A 26,260-nucleotide genomic window follows, 5' to 3' on the forward strand; every position below is an offset into this window, starting at 1 on the left:
CTGTTCTTGATTTAAGCTGTTCTGCTTTACCGAAAAGAAAGCTTCTTTTTCTCTTTCTGTCAACCTCGGGAAATCTGTGATTCTTTCTGCCGTGCCGGTAGGCGACTTTGAGTTGTAAGCGGAGATTTTTCGCCGGGGGCAGAGTGGAAATAGATTTCTGTCCGGGACGGGTTCACGAAGGGAGAAACGGAGTTCCCGGCTCAGAGGTTTGTTAAAAGGGAGGGCTTAAGGGTCTGTGATCGGTTATCCTTTAGCAGGACCTGAAGGGAATCGGGGGTAAGGCAAAGAGGAATAATTCAATTCCGGGGGATACATTTGCAGGATTTGGGGGAAAGATCTGCGCCTGCGGCAGAAGCTTCTTCAGGCTCTGTGATTCGAGTGCCCTTCCTGCTCAACAATCATCGTGATAAGGTGGTATTCGTTACTTCAGATAGATAGAGGATCTGCGGGTTCGCTTCCTTCCCGTTACGGCTCCGATAAGCCAGCCGAGAAAGAAAACGCCGGATCCGGCGAGAAACCACTTAATGTTTTGAGAGCGCCGGAGTTTTTCATTTTCCCGGATGATTTTTTCGTAGTTTTCGTTCATGGCAGAAAATCTTTCTTTGAGTTGCCGGTATTCGCTTTTCAGCTTCAGGAAATCTGCCGATTCAACCCTCAGGCTGTGGTAATCGTTTTCCATTTTTCTAAGGGCGACCTTCGTCGTTTCCAGCTCTCCTCTGACCGACGACAGTTCTCGGGTGAGGTCGTCAATCTGCCTTGTGTAATTTGCGATCTGAGTTTTCAGCTCTTCGTTTTCCTTTACCAGTTCGTCAATTTGCAGAGACCTCGGCTTTGACGTCGTAACGTATCTGGTAAGCACCCAGCCCTCCTTGCCCTTGAAAGGCCCTTCGAGGGGTACCACAAAGCTCCACCCTTCATTGCTGTCCCTGAGTTCGAGGGCGGTTCCCGAAGGGAGCATGCCGATTACCTTGTAGTCGGTGCCCGGTCCACTTCTGAGGGTTATTTCGATGTAATCGTTTACGTAAACGGTTTTACCGTGGGCCGTGTTCGAAAACAGTAGGAGTAAAAAAAATCCTGCGACCGCCCGGCTCAGAGACCTCATGAGATTGACCCTCCTTTCACCTTTACCACAGCTCCGGCTATAAGCTCCGCTTGGTTTTACGGATCTTCCTGGCTTCTCTTTTCCAGTCCGGTCCTTTCCGGCGTTTCCTGTCCTTTTTCTCCCGGCCTTTCGTTTCTGCTTCTTCGGACGCCCTGTCCTCTCCGTATAGAGACTTAAGATAGGCAATGTCCGGAACAGGAACGCCGGGAACTCTTTTCCCGGCCTCTTCACTTTTACGACGTTCTTTTTCTTCTTTTCTTTTCCTTCTTTCTTCAAGCTTCCTTTGAGTTCTTTCGTCAAGTAGAGGAATGTCAATTGCCTCAGGGGGAATGGGTTGAGAGGTCAGGAAGAAGCCTTCGTTGTCGGTTTTCAGGAAAGTCACGCCGAGCTCTTTCGCTTTGACGGTATTAATCCTGACGGGGACCTTCTTTTCAAGAGGTTTTCCGTAAAGGAGGGAGTTTTCTGAACTGTCCCACATCCCCAGGTAGGACCTGTGCGAAGGCGGAATAAGACCTTTTTTTGAAATCAGAGGCACAGAAGGCAGCGATGCTCCGTAATAAAGCGCTCCGGGTGGATCGACTTCGGCATAGAGGGGTTTCGGCCGGATCAGCCTGAGCCTGGGACCGTCCACGGTAAAGGGCAGATCGACCCCCAGAAGTGTGAGCCTGTTAAGATAGTCTCTGTTAATAACCCGCAGTTCCGGTTCGACATTACAGGCCCAGAGGAATTCTTTAAGCGGCATGGTTCCGTCATCGTCCCAGAAAAGTCCATAGCTGCCGGGATTGTGGTAAGCTATGTGCCAGATTATCTTTGCCAAGCGGTTGTATTCTTTCATGCGGGTTCTAACTCCGCTATGGTTCTAATTACCCGAGGGATTACGTGAGATGCCAGATCTCTTCTGGAGCCTCCTCCGAGAACCACAACGAGCTTTCCGTCACAGAGTCTTTCGGCTGTGACCGTTACGCTTTCTGCAATCTTTACGTAGGCTTCGGAAGTCAGCCCCAGATCGCCGTAATCTCCTCTGTGTGTGTCAAAACCAAAATACCAGAAAAGCACTTCGGGAGCAAAGCTCTCAACGGCCGGGATAAAACGGCTCCTGATCGCTTCGGCATAGGCTTCGTCCCGTTCCTGAAAGCTCCTACAGGATGCAAGTACATCAAAAGCGGAAATGTCTATCTTGGAATTATCCCCTGAACGATAATTCATGCTGCATACGCAACAATGTAAAACGTCGGGATCGTTCTGCACCAGTTCTCGTGTTCCGTCTCCGTGATGAGCATCGGTGTCTATGATGGCAAATCTTTTAAGGCCGTACCTGTTTCGGATGTATTCTATGGTGATCACGACATCGTTGAAGCAGCAATAGCCCCAGAAGTAGTTTCTGCCGGCATGATGACCGCCTGCGCCGATGAGGGCAAAGGCTCGTCTGAAACGTCCTGTTACGACGAGTTCCGTTGCTGTGAGAACACTTCCCACAGAGTGCCATGCAGTACTGCACAGAGGATCCTGTTTTACCCGGTATATGTGATCGTCCGTGTGAACCAGCCGTATGATCTCGTCGGGTACGGCGCCGACATTTACAATCTCGACCCTGCCTTCGGAGACCAGATCTTTCAGTACTTCGGGAAAATCCGAAAGCCGGGTTCCCCGTGTCAGATAGCTTCTTCGGCTGAAGCTTTCGTGGTACGTGACGGCAATCCTGGGCATGATGATTACTCCGTAAAAAGCAAAAGGGGTCGGGAAAGTACCCGACCCCTTATTACACGAGTTAGCCTCAGGTGTTAATATCAGAATTTCCAGATGAGTTCGGCAGCGATTCGGGAAGCCACGTCGTCGCTTTCGGTACCGCTTATAGCACGGGTTACGTCTTTAATGACGTCGCCGGGGAAGAAGAAGGCCATCTGGCCTTTGATGAAGGTGTTTTTGTTGAGTGCAAGCGTGAGTTCGTTGTCCCACTCAAAACCGGCGTAGCCCGATTCAACAGGGGTGCTGATTGTGGGATTTACCCAGTTGGTCACGACGAAGTCTTCGTTCCACCAGAAGAAGTTGAAGTTGGTCCGGTAAATCAGGAAAATCCTGGGAGCTGCAGTAAGTCCGACGCTGAGCATTGTCAGGCCGGGATTGTCTCCTCGACCACCGCCCATGGATCCGGCCGCATTCTGGAGCCCTCCGGTAAATACCGGGGTGCCGTTTCCGTAAAGCTCCGGTATGTATCCGTAAAGGATTGTACCCAGAACGAAGTTGGTATCGCCTATGATGGTATTTTCACCGCCCCAGATTTCCGAAAACCTTTGGGCATTTTCAATTCCTTCGTAGCCGTTCAATTCGTCGTCGTTGGGATCATCGTCGCCGGAGGTGTACATTACGCCTACATGGGGCTTGAGAGAGAATCCGACGAGGTCCTTCAGGTCGTAGGAGATGTCTGCGGCCAGAGCATAAGCCGATATGTCGTAATCGTCGGGCTTTCCGTATCGGCTGAGGCCCGTGTTGTCCGCGCTTCCGAACTGATATACTCCTTCAAGCATGAGCTTCAGGCCGCCGAAGTTACCGACATAATAGGCACCGAGATGGTGAGAGTCGATCTCGGCATCGTAGTTGCCCACAATGCCGGCCTGACCACCACTTAGAAGTCCCAGCATGTCTCCTATCTGAACGCTCCGGATCCGGTCATAACCGTAAAAAGCCCTGATTTTATGACTGTCGTTGAGTTTGTACTCTGCCCAGCCGGCAAAAAGGTCTCTGTCTGCATCGGAATCGAAGTATTCTCTGGTTGCTACCGCCGTTGAAAGACTGGTCTGGAAGTCATTTTCTTCAAGCTTGAAGTAACCTATGTTGTAAGAGAGCCTTCCGACGGTGCCTTCCAGCCAGAATCCCGGGTTATCGTCTCCGTAAACCATGGAAGCTGCTTCGCCGTGATCAAACCCCCATACATCCCAGCCGGCATGCAGCCGGGTGTTGAAGGGTAGCGCAACGCTTACGTTGAGTCGTTCCAGCCCGAAGTTGCTGTTGTCTCCTCTACCGCCTCTGTTATCCACGGTGTCGGTGTCAATCGGACGGTCGTATTCAAGTGCCGCATAAAAGGACCACTTGCGGTCTTTGGGCATGGCGTTAAAATAGAGCTTATCTTCGTTTCTGATGTATCCGTCTCGCACAGTACCGGACTCGTTGAAGTGAGCTTCAAAGAACTTGGCATCCAGAGTCGGCTGCATGGTTACGGGATTTATAAGATATCCGGGAACGTTGTCGCTCATACCGAAGTCCCAATTAGATTCTGCCGTGGGAATAAACCTTATCAGTGCGCCGAAGCTCATCATAATGTCTTTCTTCGTGGCTATGCTCACGGTACCGGGTCCGACTATCACTTCTTCTGTAATATCTTTGGGTTCTTCCTGCTGAGCTAACGAAACTCCTGATACCAAAAGAAGGAACGCAAAGGACAATCCCAATAACCTGCGTAGCATTGCTCTTTCCTCCCTCGCAATCTGTTTTTTGCCCCAAAGTCCCGATGTTCTGGAAAACCGGTGTTAGATAAGCCAAGTCTTTCCGGGCTATCCCCTCCCTTCTGAGTTCCTGTAATTAATCAGGAATAAAAGAACCGCCCCTCCTTTGAGTTACGTTTCATTATTGGGAATAAATTTGAAAATAGTCAAGATAATTTTTCGATTTGATTACCCTATATCCCGTTGAGGGTAATTTCGGCGATTTTTTCGGAGCGGTGGCGACCGAATTTGGAAAAAGTCGGAGGCTGTGGTATAGTTACGGCGTATTTTCGGCTTTTTGCGACGAGTTTTCGGAAATCGAAAGGAGAGTGCGGCCGATGGATCAAACTGTCATGGAGTACGGCGGTAACGAATATACGGCCCGCCAGATAACGGTTCTGGAAGGGCTTTCGGCGGTGCGCAAGCGTCCTTCCATGTACATAGGGAACGTGTCCACAGAAGGGCTTCACCATCTGGTCTTTGAAGTGGTGGACAACAGTGTTGACGAGGCTCTTGCCGGTTTCTGCAGGAACATAAAGGTAACGGTCCACGTTGACGAGAGCATTACCGTGGAGGACGACGGGAGAGGTATTCCCGTCGATGTTCACGAAAAAGAGGGGATTCCGGCGGTTCAGGTTGTTATGACCAGGCTTCATGCCGGGGGTAAGTTTGACAGCAGCATCTATAAGGTGGCCGGCGGGCTTCACGGTGTAGGGGTATCGGTGGTAAATGCCTTAAGTGAGTATCTTGAAGTTGAAATCAGGAGAGATGGGAAAGTTTACCATCAGAGGTATGAACGTGGTGAGCCGGTTACGGAACTCCGGATCATAGGAGAAACAAAACGTCGTGGCACAAAGGTAACCTTCCGACCTGACCCTCAGATCTTTCCCGAAACCAGCATACATTTTGATATTCTCTCGCAAAGACTGAGAGAGCTTGCTTACCTTAACCCGGGTCTAACCATTGAGCTTATTGACGAAAGGACGGGAAAAGAAAAAAAGTATCATTACGAAGGCGGGATTGTGGCCTTCGTGGAACATTTGAATGCAAACAAAGAGGTTCTGCATCCTGAGGTAATTTATATTTCCGGTGAAAAGGACGACGTGATTATTGAAGTGGCTTTCCAGTACAATTCTTCTTACAAAGAGAAGATTTTTTCTTTTGCCAACAACATAAATACCAGAGAAGGTGGAACCCATCTCGTGGGTTTTAAAACGGCTCTGACAAGGGTCATAAAACACACGGCTCTCGAGCAAAAGATACCCAGGAACGAGGTTGAGAAGCTTACGGGCGACGATGTAAGGGAAGGTCTTGTAGCCGTTATAAGCGTGAAGGTACCCAATCCTCAGTTTGAAGGACAGACTAAAACCAGGCTCGGGAATCAGGAAGTTAGAGGCCTGGTGGAACAGCTCGTCGGCGATAGGTTGAGTACCTACTTTGAAGAACATCCCAGGGTGTTTCGTGCCATTATTGACAAGGTTCTTGAGGCATCCAGAGCGAGGGAGGCAGCCCGAAGGGCCAGAGAGTTAACCCGGCGCAAAGGGCTTCTCAGCGATCACGGTCTTCCCGGGAAGCTTGCCGACTGCCAGGAGCGAGACCCCAGGAAAGCCGAACTGTTCATCGTGGAAGGGGATTCGGCAGGGGGTTCGGCCAAGCAGGGTAGGGATCGGCGTTTTCAGGCAATCCTTCCGCTTCGTGGCAAGATTTTAAACGTGGAGAAGGCTCGCTTCGATAAAATGCTTCAAAACCAGGAGATTCGTACTCTGATTACCGCTCTCGGGACGGGGATAGGCCCCGATGACTTTGATATATCCAGACTCCGTTACGACAAAGTTATCCTGATGACCGACGCAGACGTTGACGGAGCCCACATAAGAACGCTGCTTTTAACTTTTTTCTTCAGAATGATGCCCGAGTTAATCGAAAACGGCCATCTCTACATTGCCCAGCCTCCGCTTTACAGGGTTCTGGAAGGTAAGAAAGAGTACTATCTCCTTGACGATGAACAGATGATGGAGTTTTTGGTCAGACGGGCCGTTGAGGGTACCTCGGTTACTCCCGAAGGACAAGATAAACCGATTCCCGCCGAGGAGCTTTTGAAACTTTTCTCACTGTACAGGAATTTCAAACAGTGGGCTGACAAACTGGCCATGAAGGGATTTCCACGCAGGTTTGTGAAAGACCTGGCCTGTTCGCTGGGAGAGGTCATAGCCTCTAGGGAAGGTCCTTTTGTCGATCTTGACGAAGAAGTCGTGCTGGAGCTTAAAGGTCTTCTCGAAAAAATGGGCTATGAGGTGGTTTCGCTGGAGAGAGAAGAGGAAGGTCGGGGATATGACCTTGTGGTGGTACTGTCGCAGGACCCGGAAAACGGTGGCTCCAGGAGATTAAAGCTGAAATACGATTTCCTGAAGTCCGTGGAACTGAGGAAGCTTGCGGAGATCGCTCACTTCATCAGACCCTATCTTCAGAGCTGTTTCCTGATTTCTCAGGGGAAAGAAAATAGCCGTCAGTGCAGTGGTCTGGACGGTCTTTACGATTACCTTCTTGAGAGCGCACGCAAGGGGCTTACCATACAGAGGTACAAGGGTCTGGGTGAGATGAACCCGGAGCAGCTCTGGGAAACCACGATGAACCCCGAAAAAAGAACCCTTCTTCAGGTCAGGATTGAGGATCAGTATCACGCCGAAGAACTCTTCACAATACTTATGGGCGATCAGGTCGATCCGAGGCGTGAATTCATAAGGCAGAACGCTCTTGAATTCAGAGAATTGGATATCTGACGGGGGACGATAATAAGCGATGAAAACCAGAATAATAAACATAGAGGATGAGATTCGTCTGTCTTACCTCGACTATGCAATGAGCGTCATAATCGGGCGGGCCATTCCCGATGTAAGAGACGGCCTTAAGCCGGTACATCGGCGAATTCTTTTTGCAATGCATGAGCTCAACAATGCCTATAACAGGCCTTACAAGAAATCGGCCCGAATCGTCGGTGACGTTATAGGTAAGTACCATCCTCATGGTGATGCTGCCGTTTACGATGCCCTCGTGAGGATGGCTCAGGACTTTTCCATGCGCTATCCTCTTGTGGACGGGCAGGGTAACTTCGGATCCGTGGACGGGGACCCGCCGGCGGCGATGCGGTACACCGAAGTCCGAATGGCAAGGCTTGCCCATGAGTTCATGCAGGACATAGATAAGGAAACCGTTCCGTTTCAGCCCAACTATGACAATTCACTGATGGAGCCTCTGGTGCTGCCGACCAGGGTTCCTAACCTTCTGCTGAACGGAGCTTCGGGCATAGCCGTGGGAATGGCCACGAACATTCCACCCCATAACCTTGCCGAGCTGTGCCGGGCTATTCAGCTTTATCTTGAAAACCCCGATGTACCTTACGAGGAATTATACCGGCTGATGCCGGGACCGGATTTTCCGACCGGAGGGATTATCTACGGGTTGGAAGGCATAAAGCAGGCTTATGAGACGGGCCGCGGAACCATAAGGATTAGAGGTCGCGTTCACGTTGAAGAGCTCAGGGGAAAAAAGAAGGCTCTCATCATAACGGAAATTCCTTATATGGTCAGCAAGGCCAAGATTCTCGAAAGAATCGCCGAACTCGTCAGAGAAAAGAAAATAGACGGCATAACGGAAATCCGTGACGAGTCGGATAGGGAAGGCATGAGAGTGGTTATTACCCTGAGGCCCGATGCAAGCCCCAAGGTTGTGGAAAATCGGCTTTATAAATTCACCCCCCTTGAAACAACCTTTGGAGTCATCTTGCTTGCCGTTGTTAATAACCGCCCTGAAGTGCTTTCTCTTAAAGAAGTCTTTGCCCATTTTCTCGACTTTCGAAGGACCGTAATAGTCAGGCGCACCGAGTACGATCTCAGAAAGGCCGAGCAAAGAGCCCACATTCTGGAAGGGCTTAAGAAGGCACTGGATTTTATTGACGAAGTCATTGCCATTATCCGGGCTTCCGGGTCTCCTTCTGAGGCCAAAGGGGCTCTGATTGAAAGATTCGATTTTTCCGACGCTCAGGCCCAGGCCATACTGGATATGAGGCTCCAGAGGCTTACGGGGCTGGAGAGAGAAAAAATAGTGGATGAGTATCGAGAAGTGCTCAAAAATATAGAGTACTATCGGCAGGTCCTGAGTTCGCCTGCCCTGGTTAACAGGATCATTCACGAGGAGCTGGAGGAGCTCGTAAATCAGTACGCCGATGAAAGGAGAACGACCATCGTGCCTCAGGCCGATGAGATCGACTGGGACGATCTGATACCGGATCAGGAAGTGGTGGTGGTCCTGAGTAGAGAGGGTTATATAAAGAGGACTCCTGTCCACGTTTACAGGAGTCAAAGGCGGGGAGGCCGAGGTCGTCGTGGGGTTACGACCAGGGAAGAAGATTTCGTTCACGCTATCCTGACGGCTTCGACCCACGACGTTCTTCTGGTTTTTACGAACCTGGGCCGGGTTTACTGGCTGAATGTAAGAGATGTCCCGGAAGCGTCGCCTTCGTCTCAGGGCAGGGCAATTGTGAACCTTCTTAATTTGCAGGATGGCGAAAAGGTTGCCACGGTTCTTCCCGTTAAGGAATTCAGGCCAGATGCTTATGTGGTGCTGTGCACGAAGAAAGGCATTATAAAGAAGATGAGCCTGGATAACTTTTCCAGACCGCTGTCCACAGGCGTCAGAGCCGTCATTCTCAGGGATGGAGACGAATTAATCCGGGCGAGGCTTACCACCGGAAGTGATAAGCTTTTTCTTATGTCCCGTCACGGTAAGGTGATAGTCATCGACGAGTCCGTCCTGCGGCCTCTTGGCAGGGCCGCTCAGGGCGTCAAGGGAATGGATGTGTCGGATAGCTATGTCATCGGTATGGAGGTTTATCAGGGGCAGGAAGCGATTCTGGTGGTTTCGGACAGAGGCTACGGAAAGCGGACTCTGTGTTCCGAATTTCGCGTGCAGGGGCGCGGCGGAATGGGGGTTATGGGTATAAAAGTAACGGAGCGAAACGGTTACGCAACCGGCTTTTGTCTGGTGGATCCCGAAGACGAAATTCTGCTCATTACCAATTTGGGCAAGCTTATAAGGCTCAAGGCCTCTGACATAAGCCTTCAGGGACGGGCAACTCAGGGCGTAAAGCTCATGGAACTCGAAGAAGATGAGAAGATCGTCGATCTGGCGGTGGTAGGTGAAGTGGAAAAGGATGACGACAACGAATCCTGAAGCATCGGAAACCGTGAAGCAACAATTTCCTGAGGTGACGCGGGTAAAAGAGATCGTGGGGGTGTGGGGCGATTTTCGTGGATGCTTTTGGTGGCATTAAAACCGGGGTGATCGTGTAATTTCCCGGGAATTTGGAAAGATAATTGTGGAGGAAGATTTCATGAATGTATCGGAAGTTTCGGTTATAGGTGCCGGAAGCTGGGGAACGACACTGGCAAATCTTCTGGCGGAAAAGGGGTATCGGGTTCACCTCTGGGTTTACGAACAGGAAGTGTGTGATGCGATAAACAGATCCCGTGAAAATCCGATCTATCTTCCCGGATTTCGGTTGAGTGAGCTCATAACGGCTCATAACGATATTGAGTCTGCCTTAGGGGATCGCTCCTTTATAGTTATGGTGGTTCCCTCTCACGTTTACAGATCGGTTGCAACTGACATGATCCCCCATCTCAGGGATGGGTCCGTTGTTGTGAGTGCTACCAAGGGGATTGAAAACGAGACTCTGCTTACCATGTCCGGCGTATGGCGGGATATATTACCGGAAGGACGAAAGATCAGATATGCCTGTCTGGCAGGGCCATCCTTTGCCAGAGAGGTGATAAGAAAAATTCCGACGGCGGTTACCGTTGCGGCGGAAGATCTTGATACGGCCCGATTTATCCAGCAGGTGATGGCAACCGAGTATTTCAGGGTTTATACCAGTACGGACATTATAGGGCTGGAGGTGGCGGGTGCGGTCAAAAATGTGCTTGCCCTGGCAGCCGGTGCAAGCGACGGGTTCGGTTACGGCCATAACACCAGAGCGGCTCTTATAACCAGAGGATTGGCCGAAATGACCCGTCTTGGTGTTGCCATGGGGGCTCACCCCCTTACGTTTTTGGGCCTGCCCGGGGTCGGCGATCTTCTTCTGACCTGTACGAGTGAGCTCAGCAGAAACAGAACCGTGGGTTATGAGATGGGGCGCGGGAAGTCGCTGGATGAGGTTCTTTCGGGAATGAAGATGGTTGCAGAGGGAGTAAAAACCGCCAGGTCCGTTTATAATCTGGCTAAACGCTTGAAAGTGGACATGCCCATCTGCGAAAGGGTCTATTCCGTGCTGTATGAAGGAGAGGATCCTCGAGAAGCCGTTAAGGCTCTTCTTTCCAGAACCCTGAAGCATGAATGGGAATACGAGTTGCAGCGTTTCTGGCCCGATATCTCAACGAACAGGTAAAAGGAGAGTTATGGGATACATAACGCTGGACGAAGTGATGCGGCGGGTTGAACAAAAGAAACAGGATTATCAAAGATACGGTTTCAAAAAACTTCAGGAAGAGGCTTTTGCAACCTTTTTTGACCTTGCTCAGGAATCCACAGATCTCAATCATCTTTACCTGATTTCGGTAACGGTTCCGAAGGTTTTCTTCGGTTTTGAGAGCTCCCTGTACGTGGTCCAGCATCAGAATGGTCGGTTGGAAAAGGTGTGCACGAGTGAGAAGGGCATTCTTGAAGGGTCGGAGCGAAATGAGATTATCGATATAAGAGATTCCATGTACAGAACCGATAGGGGATGGGCCTTTCCCATAAGGGGAAATCAGGCTCTTTCCAAGTGGTTTCCCTTTTCAGGTAAAGACGGAATCCTGGGGATGCTGGAAGTGGAATGCGCGGAATGCGGCGAGTCGGATACTTTTTTCCTCCAGAAATTTGCCAACCGGATAGGTTACAACCTTCATCAAAAGCTCCTTATACAGCAGAATCTGCAACATCTTAAGTTTATAAATCAACTGGTAGCGGACATCGAGCATAACGTGATCTCTCCCAATATGTACTACAGGCTCTATCTCAGGCGTATGAAGAAGCTGATAAATTCATACAGAGGGCTGCAGAAGGATATCCGCGATTTGATCATATTTTCTCAGGAACAACTTCAAAAACTGGCCCTGACGAAGCAGCTCTGTGAAATCTATCATGAGTTATCAACTCTTAACGACAAACTCGAGGAGGAAAACAGGGCTCTGGAAAAACATTACAATCATACCAGCCTTTTTCTGGAAAGCTTGTTGAGAAGAGATCATTTCGTGCAGGGCACCTATGTCTTGCGCAAACAGCCCTGCAACTTCAAATCGGAGATCATCGATCCCCTTCTGGAACGGTACGAGCCTCTCTTCGCAAAAAAGGGTATCACCGTAAACAGGACCCTGGACAACATTCCCGATAAAGAGGTCGTCCTGCTGGTTGATAAGGGTTTGATTTCGCAGGTTTTCGATAACCTCTTTTCCAACGCATTGAAGTATGCGGGAGATATCGAAGATGCTGCCGGGAATAAGGTTAAGCTGGTGTCTTACGACTGGCAGGTTCTGAAGGATTACTTCGGCGAGAATATCCACGGCCTGAAGATATCGGTTTTCACGACCGGAGAACCTCTTAGCGAAGAAGAAGCCAGGAAAGTCTTTGAAGAAGGGTATAGGGCGGAACGGCACGGTGAGGTCGCCTCCGGCACCGGGCACGGCCTCAGCTTCGTAAAGAACGTTGTAGAAATCCACGGGGGTGTTGTCGGCTGTGAACCGGAAAAGTACGGTAATTCCTTCTATTTCATACTGCCCATGAAGGATGAGCGGGCGGAAAAACAGGGATGATAAGGGATCAGGGAACGTGTACGGAAAATGCTATGGTGCCGGGATAGAAGCCGAGCTGGCATGACTGAAGGGCTGCCGGAATGAAGGCAACTTCCCCGGTTGTAAGCTTTTCAGAATTTCCGGGCCCCCATCTGATAAGGCCTTTCCCTTCCAGAATAAATATCATAACCGGTAGAGTCCCGGGGGCTATGTGCACCGTATATTCTTCCCGGCAGTTATATCGGGTTACCCTGAATTCTGGAGCGGGAGTTTCGTAAACGGTTACGGGATTCTCGGAGGCCGAATGTATTACCGAAGGCGCTGAGGAGCAGTCGGCTATCAAAAGCAGAGTTCTGGCGTCTTTGTGCTTGGGTGTGAGGCCTGCTCGCACGACGTTGTCCGAGTTTGCCATACATTCGACTATAGCTCCTGATATGTAGGCATGAGGTATTCCCGGTCCGAGGTAAACCGCATCCCCCGGTGTCAGGGCTAAATGATTCATCAGAAATATTAGCAAAAGACCCACGTCGGTATGGTCGTATTTGGTGGAAAGTGACAGAAACAATTTTTCCATGCGTTCCAGGCTGTCCCGGGACTTCGTCAGCAGGCGTTTGTGTAAGGCATTTACCGCTTCTTCAATGCGATCGGGGGCATCGATTGATAGGGATATAAGCTTTTTGAAAATCCGCTCCGAATCGGGTCGGGTAGGATCGATATCTTCTGCGACCAGCTTTCTTATTTCCGGATATTTTCTGAGCTTGTTCTCCAGAATCTCCGGGGAACCGATCCCCACCAAACACTCAAAATTTTCCAGGGCTATGGCTATTTCGGGTTTGTGTCTGGCGTCCGGATAGTGCTCCGGCTGTAGCCTGTGAAGTTCGCGGGCCCTTTGAGCATCCGGGTGGGCCTGAATGGAAAGTGGTTCAGCCGCCGTGAGCACTTTGAGAAGAAACGGGAGTTCTGCGCCAAACTTATTCAGAATTCGGTTTCCCAGAAGTTCTTCGGGAAAGGAATGGATAAGCTCGTCCAGTCCTGCTTCTCTGCCCTCTATTTCTGTTCTGGACGGGGCCTTGGGATGTGCTCCCATCCACAGTTCTGCCCATGGAAGGTTCTCGTCCCAATCGTGCAGGCCTATTAGCCTGGGTATGAAAGCGCCCTTACCCCTCTGGCCCCATTCATAATGCATTACGGGATTTTTAAGACGTAAGGGTCTCCACTTCACGGATGAAAATCCCCCTTTTTTCAGGTTGCTGAAGCCTTTATGAAAATAATTACTCCGTAAGCATTTGAGAACCCCCCTGATCTCCTGATTTTGTTACTCTATCCGTGAGGCATATCGTCAAAACCGATTTGCTTTTTCTGAAAGTTTGTATAATGTTTGAGAAACAATGAAGGGAGATTTTAGGATATGCCCGTGAGTGTAGCCTTTATAAGAAAACTGGAAAAGGTTTCACCCGATCTCAGAGAAATCCTGCTCGGGCTTCTTGAGGAACTGGAAAGACAGAGGGCGGAGTCTGTCGGCAAGCAGGAGTTCGATGATCTGAGAAATATCGTCAGAGATCTGGCCGAAGCGCAACAGCGAGCTGCTGAGAAGATAGAAGCGCTTGCTGAGGCTCAACGGCGCACCGAGCAGAGGGTGGAGGAGCTTGCGGAGGCTCAGAAGAGGACCGAGCAGAGGGTAGAGGAACTTGCGGAAGCTCAACGCAGGACCGACGAGAGGTTGAATTCACTTGCTTTGAAGGTGGAGGAGCTTGCTGAAGCTCAGAAGAGGACCGAGCAGAGAGTTGAGGAGCTGGCGGAGGCTCAGCGCAGGACGGATGAGAGGTTGAATTCACTTGCTTTGAAGGTAGAGGAGCTTGCGGAGGCTCAGAAGAGGACCGAGCAGAGGGTAGAGGAACTTGCGGAAGCTCAACGCAGGACGGATGAGAGGTTGAATGCTCTTGCCGTCAGGGTTGAAGAGCTTGCGGAAGCTCAAAAGCGCACCGAGATGGAGTTGCGTGCCCTGGCTTCAGAGCATCGGAAAACCAGAGAACAGCTGGGAGGGCTTGCAATAACGGTTGGATACAGACTGGAGGACGAAGCGTTTCGCTCTTTGCCCAGGCTGCTGGAAAGAGACTATCAGATCGTTGTGGAAGGAAGGTTGAGGAGGCAATTTGTAAGGGATAAAAGCGGGAAGTATGTTGAAGTGAACATAATCGGAGAAGGCCGGAGAGGCGAAGAGAAGGTGACCATCATCGGGGAGGGGAAGAGCCAGCTCTCCAGAAAAGATGTGGATCGATTCATCCAGAGAAGGTTGAAAAGATTGGAAGGTGTGTTTGAAAATATCTTTCCGGTACTCGTCACTTATATGATTTCCGAGCCCGAAGTTGAGGAATATGTCAAAGCCAGGGGGCTTGCTCTGTACTACTCCTTTGATTTTTAACCTGTGATTTGAGCAGGCTTTATTCCTGCGCCCGTGAAATTTCCCAAAATTTCCGAAAGGCTTCATGAGTACTCCCACAGTTGCTTGATTTTGAGGAATTTTCCTTGTAATCCAGATCTGCGGAAGATGCCTGTTTGAAGGTACCCTGCTTTGAAAATGTGGTAAACGGCTGGTTATGAATCCGGTATCAGTTAAAGCTGACCGGAAATCCCCAATTTCCAGCTAAGATAGGAGAGCCATGGCTAACTCTTATAATGCTCTGAAAAATCAATTTTTTTCCATCCTGGAAAGTTTAAAAGGTCACATCGATAAGCTTTCTGCTACCGGAATTGCAACGGAAAAGGAAGTAAAGGAATGGAACAGTTACATCGGGTTTGCCGGGGATACCTTTTCAGATTCGCGATTCAGGATAGCCGTTGTCGGATCCGTAAAATCCGGAAAAAGTACTCTGATTAACGCTCTGCTGGGGGACGACCTGCTTAAACGCGGTGCCGGAATTGTAACCGCCTTTGTGACCCGGGTTATAAGCGACGAAAAACCTGAAGCGGTGATTCAGCTCAAAAGCCTTGACCAGGTTGACGGCGAAGTCAGAAGAATCGTAAAAGGCCTTTCAGGAGTGGCTTCGTTTTTCGGAGAAATAAGGGATTTCGACATAAGGCGCCAAAAAGACAGAGAGGTTCTTGCAAAGGCCCTTAATGCCTTTGCCGAAGCAGACCTTTCGCACGAAGGCCGCAGAAACCTGCTTCTTCTTAAGGCCTACCTGGAGGGTTATGAGTCCCTTGAGTCTGTCCTGAAAGATCAACCGGTTATTAAACTGAAAGGATCCGAACTCGTAAGGCACCGGGAATACGTTGGTCGTGAATCCCATGCGGTATACGTCCGAAATGTGGAGCTACGCTATCCCGGTGGGTGGATCGAAAGGGATGTGGAAATTGCGGATTGCCAGGGAAGTGACGCGCCAAATCCACTGCATTATGCGCTCCTTCAGGAATACCTCTACACGGCCCATGCGATAGTTTATGTTATAAGCAGCAGAATAGGCTTGAGAGAGGCAGATTTTAAGTTGCTGGAATTCATCCGCTCCTTATCGATGATGGAAAGCACGGTTTTTGTCCTGAATGTGGATATGGACGTGCACCCGTCGTCTGAAGATCTGATTGGCCTTGAAGAACGGGTCCGGAAGGAACTGGCGTTGTTTGAAAGCAGGCCGCAGGTTTTCACGTTTTCGGCTCTGGCAGAGCTCATCGAACGGTCCGGGGGCTCGGTTTCAGAATCGCGCAGGCTGTCACTGTGGAAGGAAACCACGCCTGAGTTACTTAAAATCTCTAATAAGGGCTTTTCCCTTTTTAGAGGGGAACTTACCGGTATCGTGGCTCGAGGTAAAGCGCTGGTGATAGACACAGGTGTTACCAGAGCCAGGTTGGTGGGGGCGTCTGTTCTGGATTTTATCCGCACGAGAAAATCTTTACTTAAAGGGGATTTCCGGGAGAAGAAGCAGGTTATTTCGGAAATAGAGAAACGACAGCACGATGTCGTCTCGGCGATGAATATGCTTGAAAGCATGATATCAGGACTGAGAAATTCTCTCGTTGCCGAGTGTGATAAAGCAATTCAAAAGTTTTTTGACCTGAAATACGGTCCCGTTGTTTCCGATACCGTCAGAATGATAGAGAATTATCGTATTGAAGAGTCCTTTGAAACAAGATTGAAGGATCTAAAGGGTCTTATTACTGCTCTTTATGACTTTTACATCCATTTCAGAGCCGACCTGGCCAGGTTTGTTATCGATAAAGTCAACGTCAGAATTATGACCTTTGCCAGGGAACAGGAGGACTTCGTACGATACAGGTTATCTGAAGCGGCGAGAGGTTTCTGGTCGCTCCTTAAAGTTCCACTGGAGGACTACCGGAATGCCCTTCGTGGACTTGGCGTCACTTTGACCGAAGGTGAGGAATTGAGCATGGATCGTTGGAGTCCATCATGGAATGTTTCGCCTCCGAATTTTGGACTGCTTGCCGATGATTACGTGCTCGCGAAGGGTGTTCTCTATGCAAAATACGGCCTGGGCAGGATGGCCAGACTCTGGAACAGGCTGAAGAAGCTTTTGCGGGCTCACAGGACAGACAAAGAAGCATTACTAAGAGAAGACAACCTGCTCGAGGCCGTTTCCCTGGTTAAGCGTCAGGCCAGAGAGGAAGTCCTTTATGCATTCCGCGACTACCGCCAGAACTTCCGCTTTGGATACGTGCATCGCCTGATCGACGAAGGCATTGCTTCGCTCTTGAGAGAGTTCACCATGAGGGTTGAGACCGTGAAGGTAAATCTTGAGAGATTAGAGCAGCTTAAAGTAGAAGAGGAAAACAAACAGCATTCCCTGGATGCTCTCCTCGATGAAACCGAATCGGCCGTTTCCGGTATTCTCGAAGGGCTTGACAGGATTCGAATGGAGGCGGGCTGTCTCAGTCCCGAAGCAAAAGAGCTATGCTTTCACGTTCAGGCCAGTAATCGGGGAGAGGGGCGGTGATTGTCAGCGGTATGCCTGTTACGGGGTGCTTAAGGCGGAGGCGGTAGGCGTGGAGCAGAAGGTGCCTTTGAGGTCGTCCTCCGTAAAGCCTGTCTCCGGGGATTCTCAGGCCACTTGCCGTTACGTGAATCCGTATCTGGTGGGTTCGTCCCGTTTTTGGCAGGGCAAGTAAAAGGTGAGTATTGCCTCTGCTGAGCAGAACCCTGAAATAAGTCTCCGCTTTTTTTCCCTTTCCATGTTCCGTCCAGGTGTAGCGTGCTTTAAGCCTGGTTATGTCCTGGTCTGCAATCCATTCCGTTGACGGAAGCCTGCCTTCGGCCCACACCAGGTACTCCTTGGTTACCTGCCTTCGTGAAAAAGCCCTGGCAAGCTCTTTGTTGGCACCCCTGTCAACGGAAAAAATAATAACTCCCGAGGTGTCCTGATCGAGCCTGTGGTGAATTGCAACGTAGGGTTCTGAGATCCCTTCCCGTCGCAGAAACCTGATGATTGCGTGGTAAACGTTGTTGTAACTATCCGACGGGGTTTGCTGGCTGGGGATACCGGCTTCTTTGTTGTAAGCCAGCACCCACTTGTCTCTGAAAATGATTCGCTCCGGATTGATCTCGTAAAAGCGATGCACTCCATGCCAGGGCCAGTAGATCCTGACGATATTTCCGGCATCGAGACGGAACAGGGGATCGTGAATTTTCTTGCCCGATACGTGGACAGAGCCGAAACGAATGAGCTCCTCTACCTGAAACCCCGGCAAACCCGTCGATTTGCTTATAAACTCTGCCAGCGTCAACCCGGTCTCCCCGAGCTCGATTTCCCATTCCCAGTAGGTTGGAGACATGAGTTTTCCCGGGCGGTTATTCTTCATGAAACAGGGTCGCTGGCGTTCTGCTCTTCCTCTCCGCCGGCCTGCTCGGTTTCGGAAAGACCTTCTTCAAGAGATTCTTCCACGAGTTCGTCTATGTCCGTTTCGAGATCGTCCCCGATCTCCTGTCCCATTGTTTTCAGGGCTCTGGCAAGGCTTCTTGGATCATTTTCGTCTATATTTCCCCATCTGGCAGGATCCGCAAGTCGCTCAAACCTCGTTTCTTCCGAGAGCCTGACCCTTACCCGCGAGACGAGTCTTGAGAGGTCGTTGCTGCCGCAATAACGGCAGGAAGGACTCAAAGGCTCGGAAATGCGGAAGGTGATAAACTCATTTTTCCTTCCGCACTTTCTGCACCGGAACTCGTATATGGGCATGGCAGGCCCCTCTCCGGGCTTTAATTATCGACAGGTTCCAGGTGATACACGCCCTCAAAGGAGGGGTTCTCGTCGGTGATTATGTGCTTTTCTTTTTCGTAAGCCTGCTTAAGGTAAGGCGGGACGGCAAAAACTGCTTTCATTACCTCCGGTGACAGGAACTTCAAATTCATACCCGCCTTCTCCAGACGCCTGGCAGGCATCTCGGGTTGCCAGTCTTTCTGAAGCGTTGCCAGAATGTGGGAATCGGGCCGGTGGAAACTGTGGAGGCTGTATATAATGGGTCGAACGACCGGGAATACGGCTTCAAGGGTTTTTACCATGCGAACGTGAAGGGTATTTTCCTGAGGGCTTACACCTTCTCCCTGAACCACCACACATCCGCTGGCATCTTTCAGGTGATCCCGGAGTAAGGTGTAAAACTCTCTGGTGAAAAGGTAAACCGCGGGACTGTCCTCAAGAGGATCGCTGAGATCCACTATAATGACGTCAAACTTTTCATCAGTCTCTTCTACAAACTTCCGCCCATCGCCGACGACGACTTCCGCTCTGGGGTCTTCAAAGCTTCCGGAGTTCCACTGGGGCAAGTACTTTTTGCAGATTTCAATAAGCTCTCCGTCAATATCAACCATTACCGCCCGCTTTACCGTTTCGTGGCGGAGAACCTCTCTAAGTGTAGCTCCTTCAGCTCCGCCCACAATAAGCACAGACTCAGGATTGGGATGGCTGAACATGGCCGGATGGACGAGAAGCTCGTGGTAGATAAATTCATCGCGCTCTGCAGATTGGCCGACGCCGTCCAGAAAAAGCACCCGTCCGTGAAGCCTGGTGTCGATGATGTCTATGCGCTGGAACCTGGAATGACCGGTGTAGACCACCCTGTCACACAAATAACTTATCGCCACCCCGTTAAAAGCCGGTTCTCTGAACCACAAAAAGGATCCGCCTGCCTCTCGTAAAGTCGTCATGGCTTGTGCCTCAATTCACCCTCCGGAATATCCAGAGTCCCCCGCTTGAGCTCCATCACCGACATACTCTTTGCCTGAAAAGCCTCTTTCATAAAATGTAAGGCCGCATCGGAATCAATGAGCTCTCCACACGTGAAGATGTCAAGAGCGCAGTAACCATACTCAGGCCAGGTATGAATGGAAAAGTGGGATTCTGCTATTACGACCACCCCACTTACACCGTGGGGGTTAAACTGGTGGAAAACGGGTGCTACAATGGTTGCCTTTGAAAGTTTAACGGCGTCGACCAGGATTTGCTCCACCTTATCGACGCGAGCAATCAGATCTCTGTTGCAATCATAAAGCTCAACGATCAGGTGTTTTCCCAGTGATTTCATCTTTTTCTCTGCATCCTCACGTCATGGTTTTACCTTCGTTTTAAGTTCACAAAAAATAAAACCTCCACTTCATGGGTGGGTATTTGCCCCAAAACCGCCATAAATGGAGGCTCCGACAAAACCGCCCACACTATACAGAATTTTAGAACGAATGCAAGACAAAAATTTACTTTTTTTGAAAAGGCCGGGGCTTTTTTACAGCAGGCGATTTCATCCCCGAAAGCCTGCCGGAATTTCCCCCAGGGGCTAAATTCTCTTGTACCCTTCTTCTCCTTTCATTACAAGACAGGTGTTAAAATTGAAAAATACCCGCGACGGTTTGAGCGGGTTTGGGGGTGTTGATGAACAGGATCATTATCGTCGGTGCCGGTGAGGTGGGTTACCACATTGCTAAGCGTCTCGCCACCGAAAACAAAGAGGTCGTCATTATAGACCGAAATCCGGAAGCCCTCAGTCGCTGCGAAAACTTATTGGACGTTCAGCCCGTACTGGGCTCGGGGAATGATCCCAATGTACTGATGGAGGCAGGCATTCGTGAAGCAGACCTTTTCCTTGCCGTGACGGACAGCGACGAAACAAACATAATAAGCTCCTTCTTCGCCGGGGTCCTTTCTCCCGGAGTTGTCAAACTTGCCCGAATCAGAAGTGATATGTACTACGGAATAAGCCGGGATATTCTTTCCAGGGAATTGAAGATTGACATGATCATAAATCCGGAAGAAGAGGCTGTGAAAACAGTTGTAAGGCTTCTTTCAGTTCCGGATGTCGAGGACGTTAGCGAATTTGCAGGTGGTAGGGTAAAACTTCTGGGAATTCGCATCGATGGATGTTCCCCCTGTATAGGTCGGACCGTTGCGGATATTCGGGCCGAGTCAGGAGGCCTGCCCTTTATAATAGGCGTGGTTTTCAGGGATGAACACACTCTTGTTCCTACCGGAAGTGATAAGATCCGGGAAAATGATCTTCTCTACGTGGCCTGTGAGCAATCAGTCCTTCGGAAGGTGCTTGCCTTTTTCAGGTGCACTCCGAGAGAGGTTAAAAACATCATGATCATTGGGGGAGGGCACTTTGGGTTGAAGTTGGCTCAAACCCTGGAAGCCAGAAATTACAGCGTAAAAATAGTAGAAAAAAACGCCCAGCGATGTGACCATTTGTCGAGCCTTCTGCAACGTGCCGTGGTCATAAAGGGTGACGGAACCGACCGGGACCTACTTCTCGAAGAGAACATTCATCACATGGACATGGTCATTTCAGCAACGGGCGACGATGGTACCAACATTCTGTGCTCGCTTCTTGCCGGGAAGGCCGGTGCGGCCAGAACAATAACCAGGGTAAACAGATTTGCCTATATTCCAATGATGTCGGCCGTTGGTTTGAGGAATATCGTCAGTTCCCGGCTTGCAGCCATTAACACAATACTGCAATTCGTGAGAAGAGGCAGGGTTGTTTCGGCAATTGCCCTCAAGGGAGAAGACGTGGAGGTACTTGAAGTGGTCGCGGAGCCGGAATCCGGCATAACCGGGAAACCTCTGAAAAATATAAAATTTCCGAGAGGGGTTCTTATACTTTGTCTTATCCGCAAAGATGGGGCGCACATCCCTACGGGAGATACGGTCATCGAGCCCGGAGATCGTGTCGTAATCCTTTCGACCAGGCAGAGCATTTCCGCCGTTGAACGAGAACTCATGGTGAAGATGAGAAGGTGACCGATGCACTGGGGTTACATGAGCAAAGCTCTGGGCGGCCTGTTCATCTCCGTCTCCATGACCATGATTTTCCCGATCATTGCGGGTCTCTGGTATTCCGATGACTCTTTTGGCCCTCTCTTAAAGTCCATGGCAACAGGCCTGACGGGGGGATCCATCCTGTTCGCCGCCGGCCGTAAAGCACAGGTCGTAGCACTGGGCCACAGAGAAGGCATGGCCATTGTCACCCTTGGATGGATAGGAGCCGGGATACTTGGAGCTTTACCCTTCTACTTCAGCCGCACTCTTGGTAGCTTTGTTGACTGCTTTTTCGAATCCGTTTCGGGATTTACGACCACCGGCGCATCCGTTCTGACCGACATAGAGTCCGTGGCTCCCGGGATTCTATTCTGGAGAAGCCTTACCCACTGGCTTGGAGGAATGGGAATAATAGTCTTTTCTCTTGCCATACTGCCCTTTCTGGGGGCAGGAGGCATGCAACTCTACAAAGCCGAGGTTCCCTCACCGGTACCGGATAAACTAAGGCCCAGGATAAGAGATACCGCTCTTCTGCTCTGGAAGGTATACCTCCTTTTCACCGTTCTGGAGACGGTACTATTGATGTTCGGAGGAATGAATCTTTTTGATGCGCTCTGCCATACCTTTGGAACGCTTGCGACGGGAGGATTTTCTACAAAGAATGCCAGCATTGCCCACTTCCGCAGTGCGTACGTTGATGCCGTGATCATCTTTTTTATGTTCGTTGCAGGTGTGAACTTCTCGCTTCACTATCAGCTTCTTATCGGAAAACCGGGCCGTATGTTTCGGGACCCGGAGTTCAGATTTTTTTCCGCCCTGGTTCTGTCCTTTGTGGTTTTCACAACCCTCGCAGTCCACGGCAATGTTTATTCAAATCTGACGGAAGCCCTTCGTTATTCACTCTTTCAGGTAATATCAATTATAACAACCACGGGTTACGCAACGGCAGATTACGAAGCATGGCCCTTTTTGCCCCAGGCAATTCTCTTCATCTCCATGTTCATAGGGGCCTGTGCCGGGTCAACGGGAGGCGGCATGAAATGTATGCGCGTAATGCTTCTTTTAAAACACGCCTACCGTGAACTCTTTCGGCTTATACACCCTCATGGGGTCTCCCGGATTAAACTTCAAGGCCAGCAGGTTTCTCAGGATGTGTTGAACAGTGTGCTCGGTTTTTTCGTACTCTACATGCTCTTATACTGCCTTGGGGTTCTTCTCGTTGCCGCAACAGGAGTTGACATCCTGACTTCTTTTGCCTCCGTTGCCGCCACCATCGGTAACATAGGTCCGGGTCTCGGTACTGTTGGTCCTACGGAAAACTACTTTCATATGCCCTATTTTGCCAAAGGGGTCCTGACTTTCTGCATGATTCTGGGAAGACTCGAAATTTTCACCGTTATTGTGTTGTTCGTACCTGAATTCTGGCGAAAATGAGTTTGAGGAGACAAAATGATCCCTTTAAGAGATGCAAACCCTTCTTACCGAACGCCGGTGGTAAATTACCTGATTATCGCATCATGCATTGTGGTCTTTCTGTACGAGCTGACCCTTGGGCCTTATGTGGGAGAATTTTTTCTCCTTTACGGCCTCGTTCCTGCAAGATATTTCAGACTTGACGTTGCGGTGCACTTTTCCTTGATCGAACAGATCATCCCTTTCTTCAGCTCCATGTTCCTCCACGGAGGTTGGTTGCACCTCATAGGCAATATGTGGACGCTTTACATTTTCGGGGATAACGTAGAAAGTGCCCTCGGTCATCTCCGCTATTTTCTTTTTTACCTCCTGAGCGGATTAATCGCCGCGTTGATACACCTTATTACCAACCCTCTTTCTCCTGTACCCACCGTGGGTGCAAGCGGAGCCATTTCAGGAGTCATGGGGGCTTACATGATTCTTTACCCGAGAGCCAGAGTCCTGACCCTCGTGCCCATCTTTATCTTCATCCAGATAGTTGAAATACCGGCTTTTGTCTTCCTGGGCCTCTGGTTCATCCTTCAATTCTACAGCGGGACTCTTTCTCTCCTTGCAGGCGCCCAGGTAGGGGGTATAGCCTGGTGGGCTCATATAGGCGGTTTTATAGGGGGAATTGTGCTTTTAAGGTTTTTCAGGGTCAGAAGATGGAGATGAGAGTGGAAGTTCCTTCTTATGTAACGCTTCAAAATGATTCCATTATTGTCGATGTTACCGTTCAGCCAAAGGCGTCCAGAGATGAGATAGCAGGCGTTCACAACAACCGCCTGAAGGTTCGGGTTACGGCCCCTCCGGTGGAAGGTGCGGCGAACAGAAGCTGTATCGAACTTATGGCAAGTTATCTGGGCATCCCCAAAAGAGATGTCTCGATCGTATCGGGAGCATCGGGAAGAAACAAACGCATCAGGATCAGAACATCCAATCCGGATGCCCTTATTTCAAAACTCCCACGAAAATAGGGCCGTCTTAATTTTATTTGATAGTTTCAAATCCTTTTGATAAACAGGGGGAATAAGTTTGCACTTTGTGAATACCTGTATCGTATGGAGGAACATTATGCGCGAGGCCGTAATAGTAAGTGCCGTAAGAACGCCACTGGGTGCCTTCAACGGGACGCTTTCCACCGTCGGGGCGACGGATCTGGGGGCTATTGTTATTGAAGAGGCGGTGAGGCGTGCCGGAATCAGAAAAGAGGATGTTAACGAAGTGATAATGGGTCAGGTACTTCCTTGTGGCTATGGTCAGAATCCCGCAAAGCAAGCGGCCGTAAAGGCAAATATGCCCTGGGAAGTTGAATGTCTGACCGTTAACAAGGTCTGCGGTTCGGGGCTCAAGGCCGTTATGCTGGCCGCTCAGGCCATCCAGGTTGGCGATGCCGATGTGGTTGTTGCCGGTGGAATGGAAAACATGAGTATGGCGCCCTACTATCTCGAAAAGGCTCGTTTTGGCTATCGTATGGGCGATGGCAAGCTGATAGATCACATGATTCATGACGGACTCTGGGATATCGTGAACGACTTCCATATGGGCATCTCCAATGAGCTCTGCTCGGAGAAATACGGGGTGTCCAGGGAAGATCAGGACAGATACGCCGCGGAGTCTTATCGCAGAGCCATGGAAGCCATACGGCAGGGTAAGTTTAAAGACGAGATAGTTCCGGTCAGGGTTCCTCAGAGGAAAGGCGATCCCATAGTTTTCGACACCGACGAGTGCCCCAGGGAGACGCCCTATGAGGTGCTTGCCGGGATGAAGCCGGTTTTTAAGGAAGGTGGAGTTACAACGGCGGGAAACGCTTCCATAATCAGTGATGGAGCGGCTGCTGTTGTGGTCATGGCCAGAGAAAAGGCGGAGGAGCTGGGGTGTCCGATTATGGCCACAATAGGGGCACAGGCTTCCGCAGGTATTGATATGAAATACGTACTCGTTGCTCCTATATGGGCAATTCCCAAATGCCTTAAAAAAGAAGGCATCGGACTCGAAGATGTGGACCTCTATGAGATAAACGAAGCCTTCAGCGGATCAACGGTTGCGGTTCTCAGAGAGCTGGGGCTGGATCACTCCAAAGTGAATGTAAACGGCGGGAGCGTTGCCCTTGGGCATCCCATAGGAGCAAGTGGAGCCCGTGTCCTGGTGACACTCCTTTACGAGATGATTCGACGGGATAAGAAAACGGGGCTTGCATCCCTCTGTCTCGGGGGTGGAGAAGCCGTAGCGATGGTTGTTAAGCGATAGATTTGGTTTTTCAAAGAGGAGGGGACTCAGATGAAAGCCGAGGATGTAAAGGTTTTCGGTGTCGTTGGTGCCGGTCAGATGGGTCACGGTATTGCTCAGGTTGCCGCCATGAGCGGCCTGAAGGTGATTCTTAACGACATAAAGATGGAACTGGCACAGCGAGGTTACGACAACATTGCAAAGATCCTTTCTCGGAATGTGGACAAAGGGAAAATGACGGTGGAAGAAAAGGAGGCGGTGCTCTCAAAAATAGAGTTGAGCTCCGATCTCAAGGATATGGCTTCGGCCGACTACGTCGTTGAAGCTGCTACGGAAAACGAGCAGATAAAGTTTCAGATTTTCAGGGATCTCGACGAAATTTGCCCCGAACACACAATACTCGCCACAAACACGTCCTCCATCCCCATCGGACGCATCGCCGCTCAGACAAAGCGCCCTGACAGGGTTATCGGAATGCACTTTATGAATCCCGTACCCGTTATGAAACTCGTCGAAGTGATAAGGGCCCTTACGACGTCCGACGAAACCTTTCAGGTAACCTGGGATCTAGCCCTTAAATTCGGAAAGACACCTGCCGAAGCAAGTGATTATCCCGGTTTTATTGCCAACAGGATTCTCATGCCCATGATAAACGAGGCCATTTACTGTCTTTACGAGGGAGTGGGCACCAGAGAGGCAATTGACACGGTAATGAAGCTGGGAATGAATCATCCGATGGGTCCTCTGGCCCTGGCCGACCTGATCGGCCTGGACACTTGCCTGGCAATCATGGAGACCCTGTACGAAGGGTTCAAGGATCCCAAGTACAGACCCTGTCCGCTTTTGAGACGATATGTTGAAGCGGGATGGCTCGGTCGGAAGACGGGAAAGGGTTTTTACGAGTATGAATAGAGGGAGGGGGTT

21 protein-coding genes are annotated in these 26,260 nt (G+C 50.2%); 12 read left to right on the forward strand and 9 right to left on the reverse strand.

From position 1 onward, the window contains the following. Positions 1–421 precede the first annotated feature (421 nt). The 4 genes from BM091_RS04600 to BM091_RS04615 form a co-directional block, all read right to left on the reverse strand. Entirely contained in the window at positions 422–1,102 is a 681-nt protein-coding gene (locus tag BM091_RS04600) for a TIGR04211 family SH3 domain-containing protein (RefSeq protein WP_093393836.1), read from the reverse strand. Between the two features lie 37 nt (positions 1,103–1,139). After that, entirely contained in the window at positions 1,140–1,937 is a 798-nt protein-coding gene (locus BM091_RS04605) for an RNA 2'-phosphotransferase family protein (RefSeq protein ID WP_093393838.1), read from the reverse strand. Continuing rightward, a complete protein-coding gene (locus BM091_RS04610; protein WP_093393839.1) occupies positions 1,934–2,809 on the reverse strand; it encodes an arginase family protein in 876 nt (291 codons plus the stop codon). Before BM091_RS04610 ends, BM091_RS04605 begins: the two co-directional genes overlap by 4 nt. Positions 2,810–2,889: 80 nt before the next feature. Next, the gene (locus BM091_RS04615; protein WP_093393841.1) at positions 2,890–4,563 is read right to left on the reverse strand and encodes an alginate export family protein; all 1,674 of its coding nucleotides are present in this window, start codon (positions 4,561–4,563) and stop codon (positions 2,890–2,892) included. Positions 4,564–4,919: 356 nt separating this feature from the next. Here BM091_RS04615 and gyrB point away from each other — a divergent pair, with 356 nt between their 5' ends. From gyrB to BM091_RS04635, 4 genes are all read left to right on the forward strand, one after another. Beyond that, a complete protein-coding gene (gene gyrB / locus BM091_RS04620) occupies positions 4,920–7,361 on the forward strand; it encodes a DNA topoisomerase (ATP-hydrolyzing) subunit B (protein ID WP_281243974.1) in 2,442 nt (813 codons plus the stop codon). A 19-nt stretch (positions 7,362–7,380) separates the two neighbouring features. Further along, positions 7,381–9,810 (forward strand): DNA gyrase subunit A, encoded by a 2,430-nt coding sequence (gene gyrA, locus BM091_RS04625; protein WP_093393842.1) that lies wholly within the window; start codon positions 7,381–7,383, stop codon positions 9,808–9,810. A gap of 160 nt (positions 9,811–9,970) precedes the next feature. Next, positions 9,971–11,023 (forward strand): NAD(P)H-dependent glycerol-3-phosphate dehydrogenase, encoded by a 1,053-nt coding sequence (locus BM091_RS04630; RefSeq protein ID WP_093393844.1) that lies wholly within the window; start codon positions 9,971–9,973, stop codon positions 11,021–11,023. Positions 11,024–11,033: 10 nt separating this feature from the next. Next, the gene (locus BM091_RS04635) at positions 11,034–12,425 is read left to right on the forward strand and encodes a sensor histidine kinase (RefSeq protein ID WP_177193523.1); all 1,392 of its coding nucleotides are present in this window, start codon (positions 11,034–11,036) and stop codon (positions 12,423–12,425) included. A 7-nt stretch (positions 12,426–12,432) separates the two neighbouring features. On the opposite strand, the gene manA is transcribed toward BM091_RS04635, so the two are convergent. Next, a complete protein-coding gene (gene manA, locus BM091_RS04640; RefSeq protein WP_093393846.1) occupies positions 12,433–13,626 on the reverse strand; it encodes a mannose-6-phosphate isomerase, class I in 1,194 nt (397 codons plus the stop codon). 186 nt (positions 13,627–13,812) lie between these two features. Between manA and BM091_RS04645 the strand changes: the two genes are divergently transcribed. Together BM091_RS04645 and BM091_RS04650 are read left to right on the forward strand one after the other, a co-directional pair. Then, positions 13,813–14,826 carry a hypothetical protein gene (locus BM091_RS04645; RefSeq protein ID WP_093393848.1) on the forward strand — a complete coding sequence of 338 codons (1,014 nt, stop codon included), beginning with the start codon at positions 13,813–13,815 and terminating at the stop codon, positions 14,824–14,826. A 238-nt stretch (positions 14,827–15,064) separates the two neighbouring features. Continuing rightward, positions 15,065–17,350, forward strand: a complete 2,286-nt coding sequence (locus tag BM091_RS04650) for a dynamin family protein (protein ID WP_093393849.1) — start codon at positions 15,065–15,067, stop codon at positions 17,348–17,350. Here the strand turns inward: BM091_RS04650 and BM091_RS04655 are convergent. From BM091_RS04655 to speD, 4 genes are read right to left on the reverse strand one after another with little or no spacing between them, the layout of a single operon-like run. Further along, entirely contained in the window at positions 17,286–18,212 is a 927-nt protein-coding gene (locus BM091_RS04655; RefSeq protein WP_093393850.1) for an RluA family pseudouridine synthase, read from the reverse strand. The two genes, BM091_RS04650 and BM091_RS04655, sit on opposite strands and share 65 nt — an antisense overlap. Further along, entirely contained in the window at positions 18,209–18,586 is a 378-nt protein-coding gene (locus BM091_RS04660) for an FmdB family zinc ribbon protein (RefSeq protein ID WP_093393851.1), read from the reverse strand. The genes BM091_RS04655 and BM091_RS04660 overlap by 4 nt, the downstream gene beginning before the upstream one ends. 20 nt (positions 18,587–18,606) lie before the next feature. Beyond that, positions 18,607–19,554, reverse strand: coding sequence for a polyamine aminopropyltransferase (gene speE / locus BM091_RS04665; RefSeq protein ID WP_093393853.1), 948 nt, complete (start codon positions 19,552–19,554; stop codon positions 18,607–18,609). Next, entirely contained in the window at positions 19,551–19,931 is a 381-nt protein-coding gene (gene speD, locus BM091_RS04670; RefSeq protein WP_093393854.1) for an adenosylmethionine decarboxylase, read from the reverse strand. Before speD ends, speE begins: the two co-directional genes overlap by 4 nt. A 341-nt stretch (positions 19,932–20,272) precedes the next feature. On the opposite strand from speD, the gene trkA reads away from it, so the two are divergent. The 6 genes from trkA (at position 20,273) to BM091_RS04700 (ending at position 26,248) form a co-directional block, all read left to right on the forward strand. Continuing rightward, positions 20,273–21,637 (forward strand): Trk system potassium transporter TrkA, encoded by a 1,365-nt coding sequence (gene trkA, locus BM091_RS04675; RefSeq protein WP_093393856.1) that lies wholly within the window; start codon positions 20,273–20,275, stop codon positions 21,635–21,637. A gap of 3 nt (positions 21,638–21,640) precedes the next feature. Further along, positions 21,641–23,089 (forward strand): TrkH family potassium uptake protein, encoded by a 1,449-nt coding sequence (locus BM091_RS04680; protein ID WP_093393857.1) that lies wholly within the window; start codon positions 21,641–21,643, stop codon positions 23,087–23,089. A gap of 15 nt (positions 23,090–23,104) precedes the next feature. After that, positions 23,105–23,782 (forward strand): rhomboid family intramembrane serine protease, encoded by a 678-nt coding sequence (locus tag BM091_RS04685; RefSeq protein WP_093393859.1) that lies wholly within the window; start codon positions 23,105–23,107, stop codon positions 23,780–23,782. After that, complete coding sequence (locus tag BM091_RS04690; protein ID WP_093394268.1) at positions 23,779–24,084, forward strand: DUF167 domain-containing protein; 306 nt, start codon at positions 23,779–23,781, stop codon at positions 24,082–24,084. The genes BM091_RS04685 and BM091_RS04690 overlap by 4 nt, the downstream gene beginning before the upstream one ends. A 97-nt stretch (positions 24,085–24,181) precedes the next feature. Then, positions 24,182–25,357, forward strand: coding sequence for an acetyl-CoA C-acetyltransferase (locus BM091_RS04695; protein ID WP_093393860.1), 1,176 nt, complete (start codon positions 24,182–24,184; stop codon positions 25,355–25,357). 30 nt (positions 25,358–25,387) lie between these two features. Next, a complete protein-coding gene (locus BM091_RS04700; RefSeq protein WP_093393862.1) occupies positions 25,388–26,248 on the forward strand; it encodes a 3-hydroxybutyryl-CoA dehydrogenase in 861 nt (286 codons plus the stop codon). The last annotated feature ends 12 nt before the right edge of the window (positions 26,249–26,260 follow it).

The organism is Thermodesulforhabdus norvegica, from assembly GCF_900114975.1.
Classification (GTDB): domain Bacteria; phylum Desulfobacterota; class Syntrophobacteria; order Syntrophobacterales; family Thermodesulforhabdaceae; genus Thermodesulforhabdus; species Thermodesulforhabdus norvegica.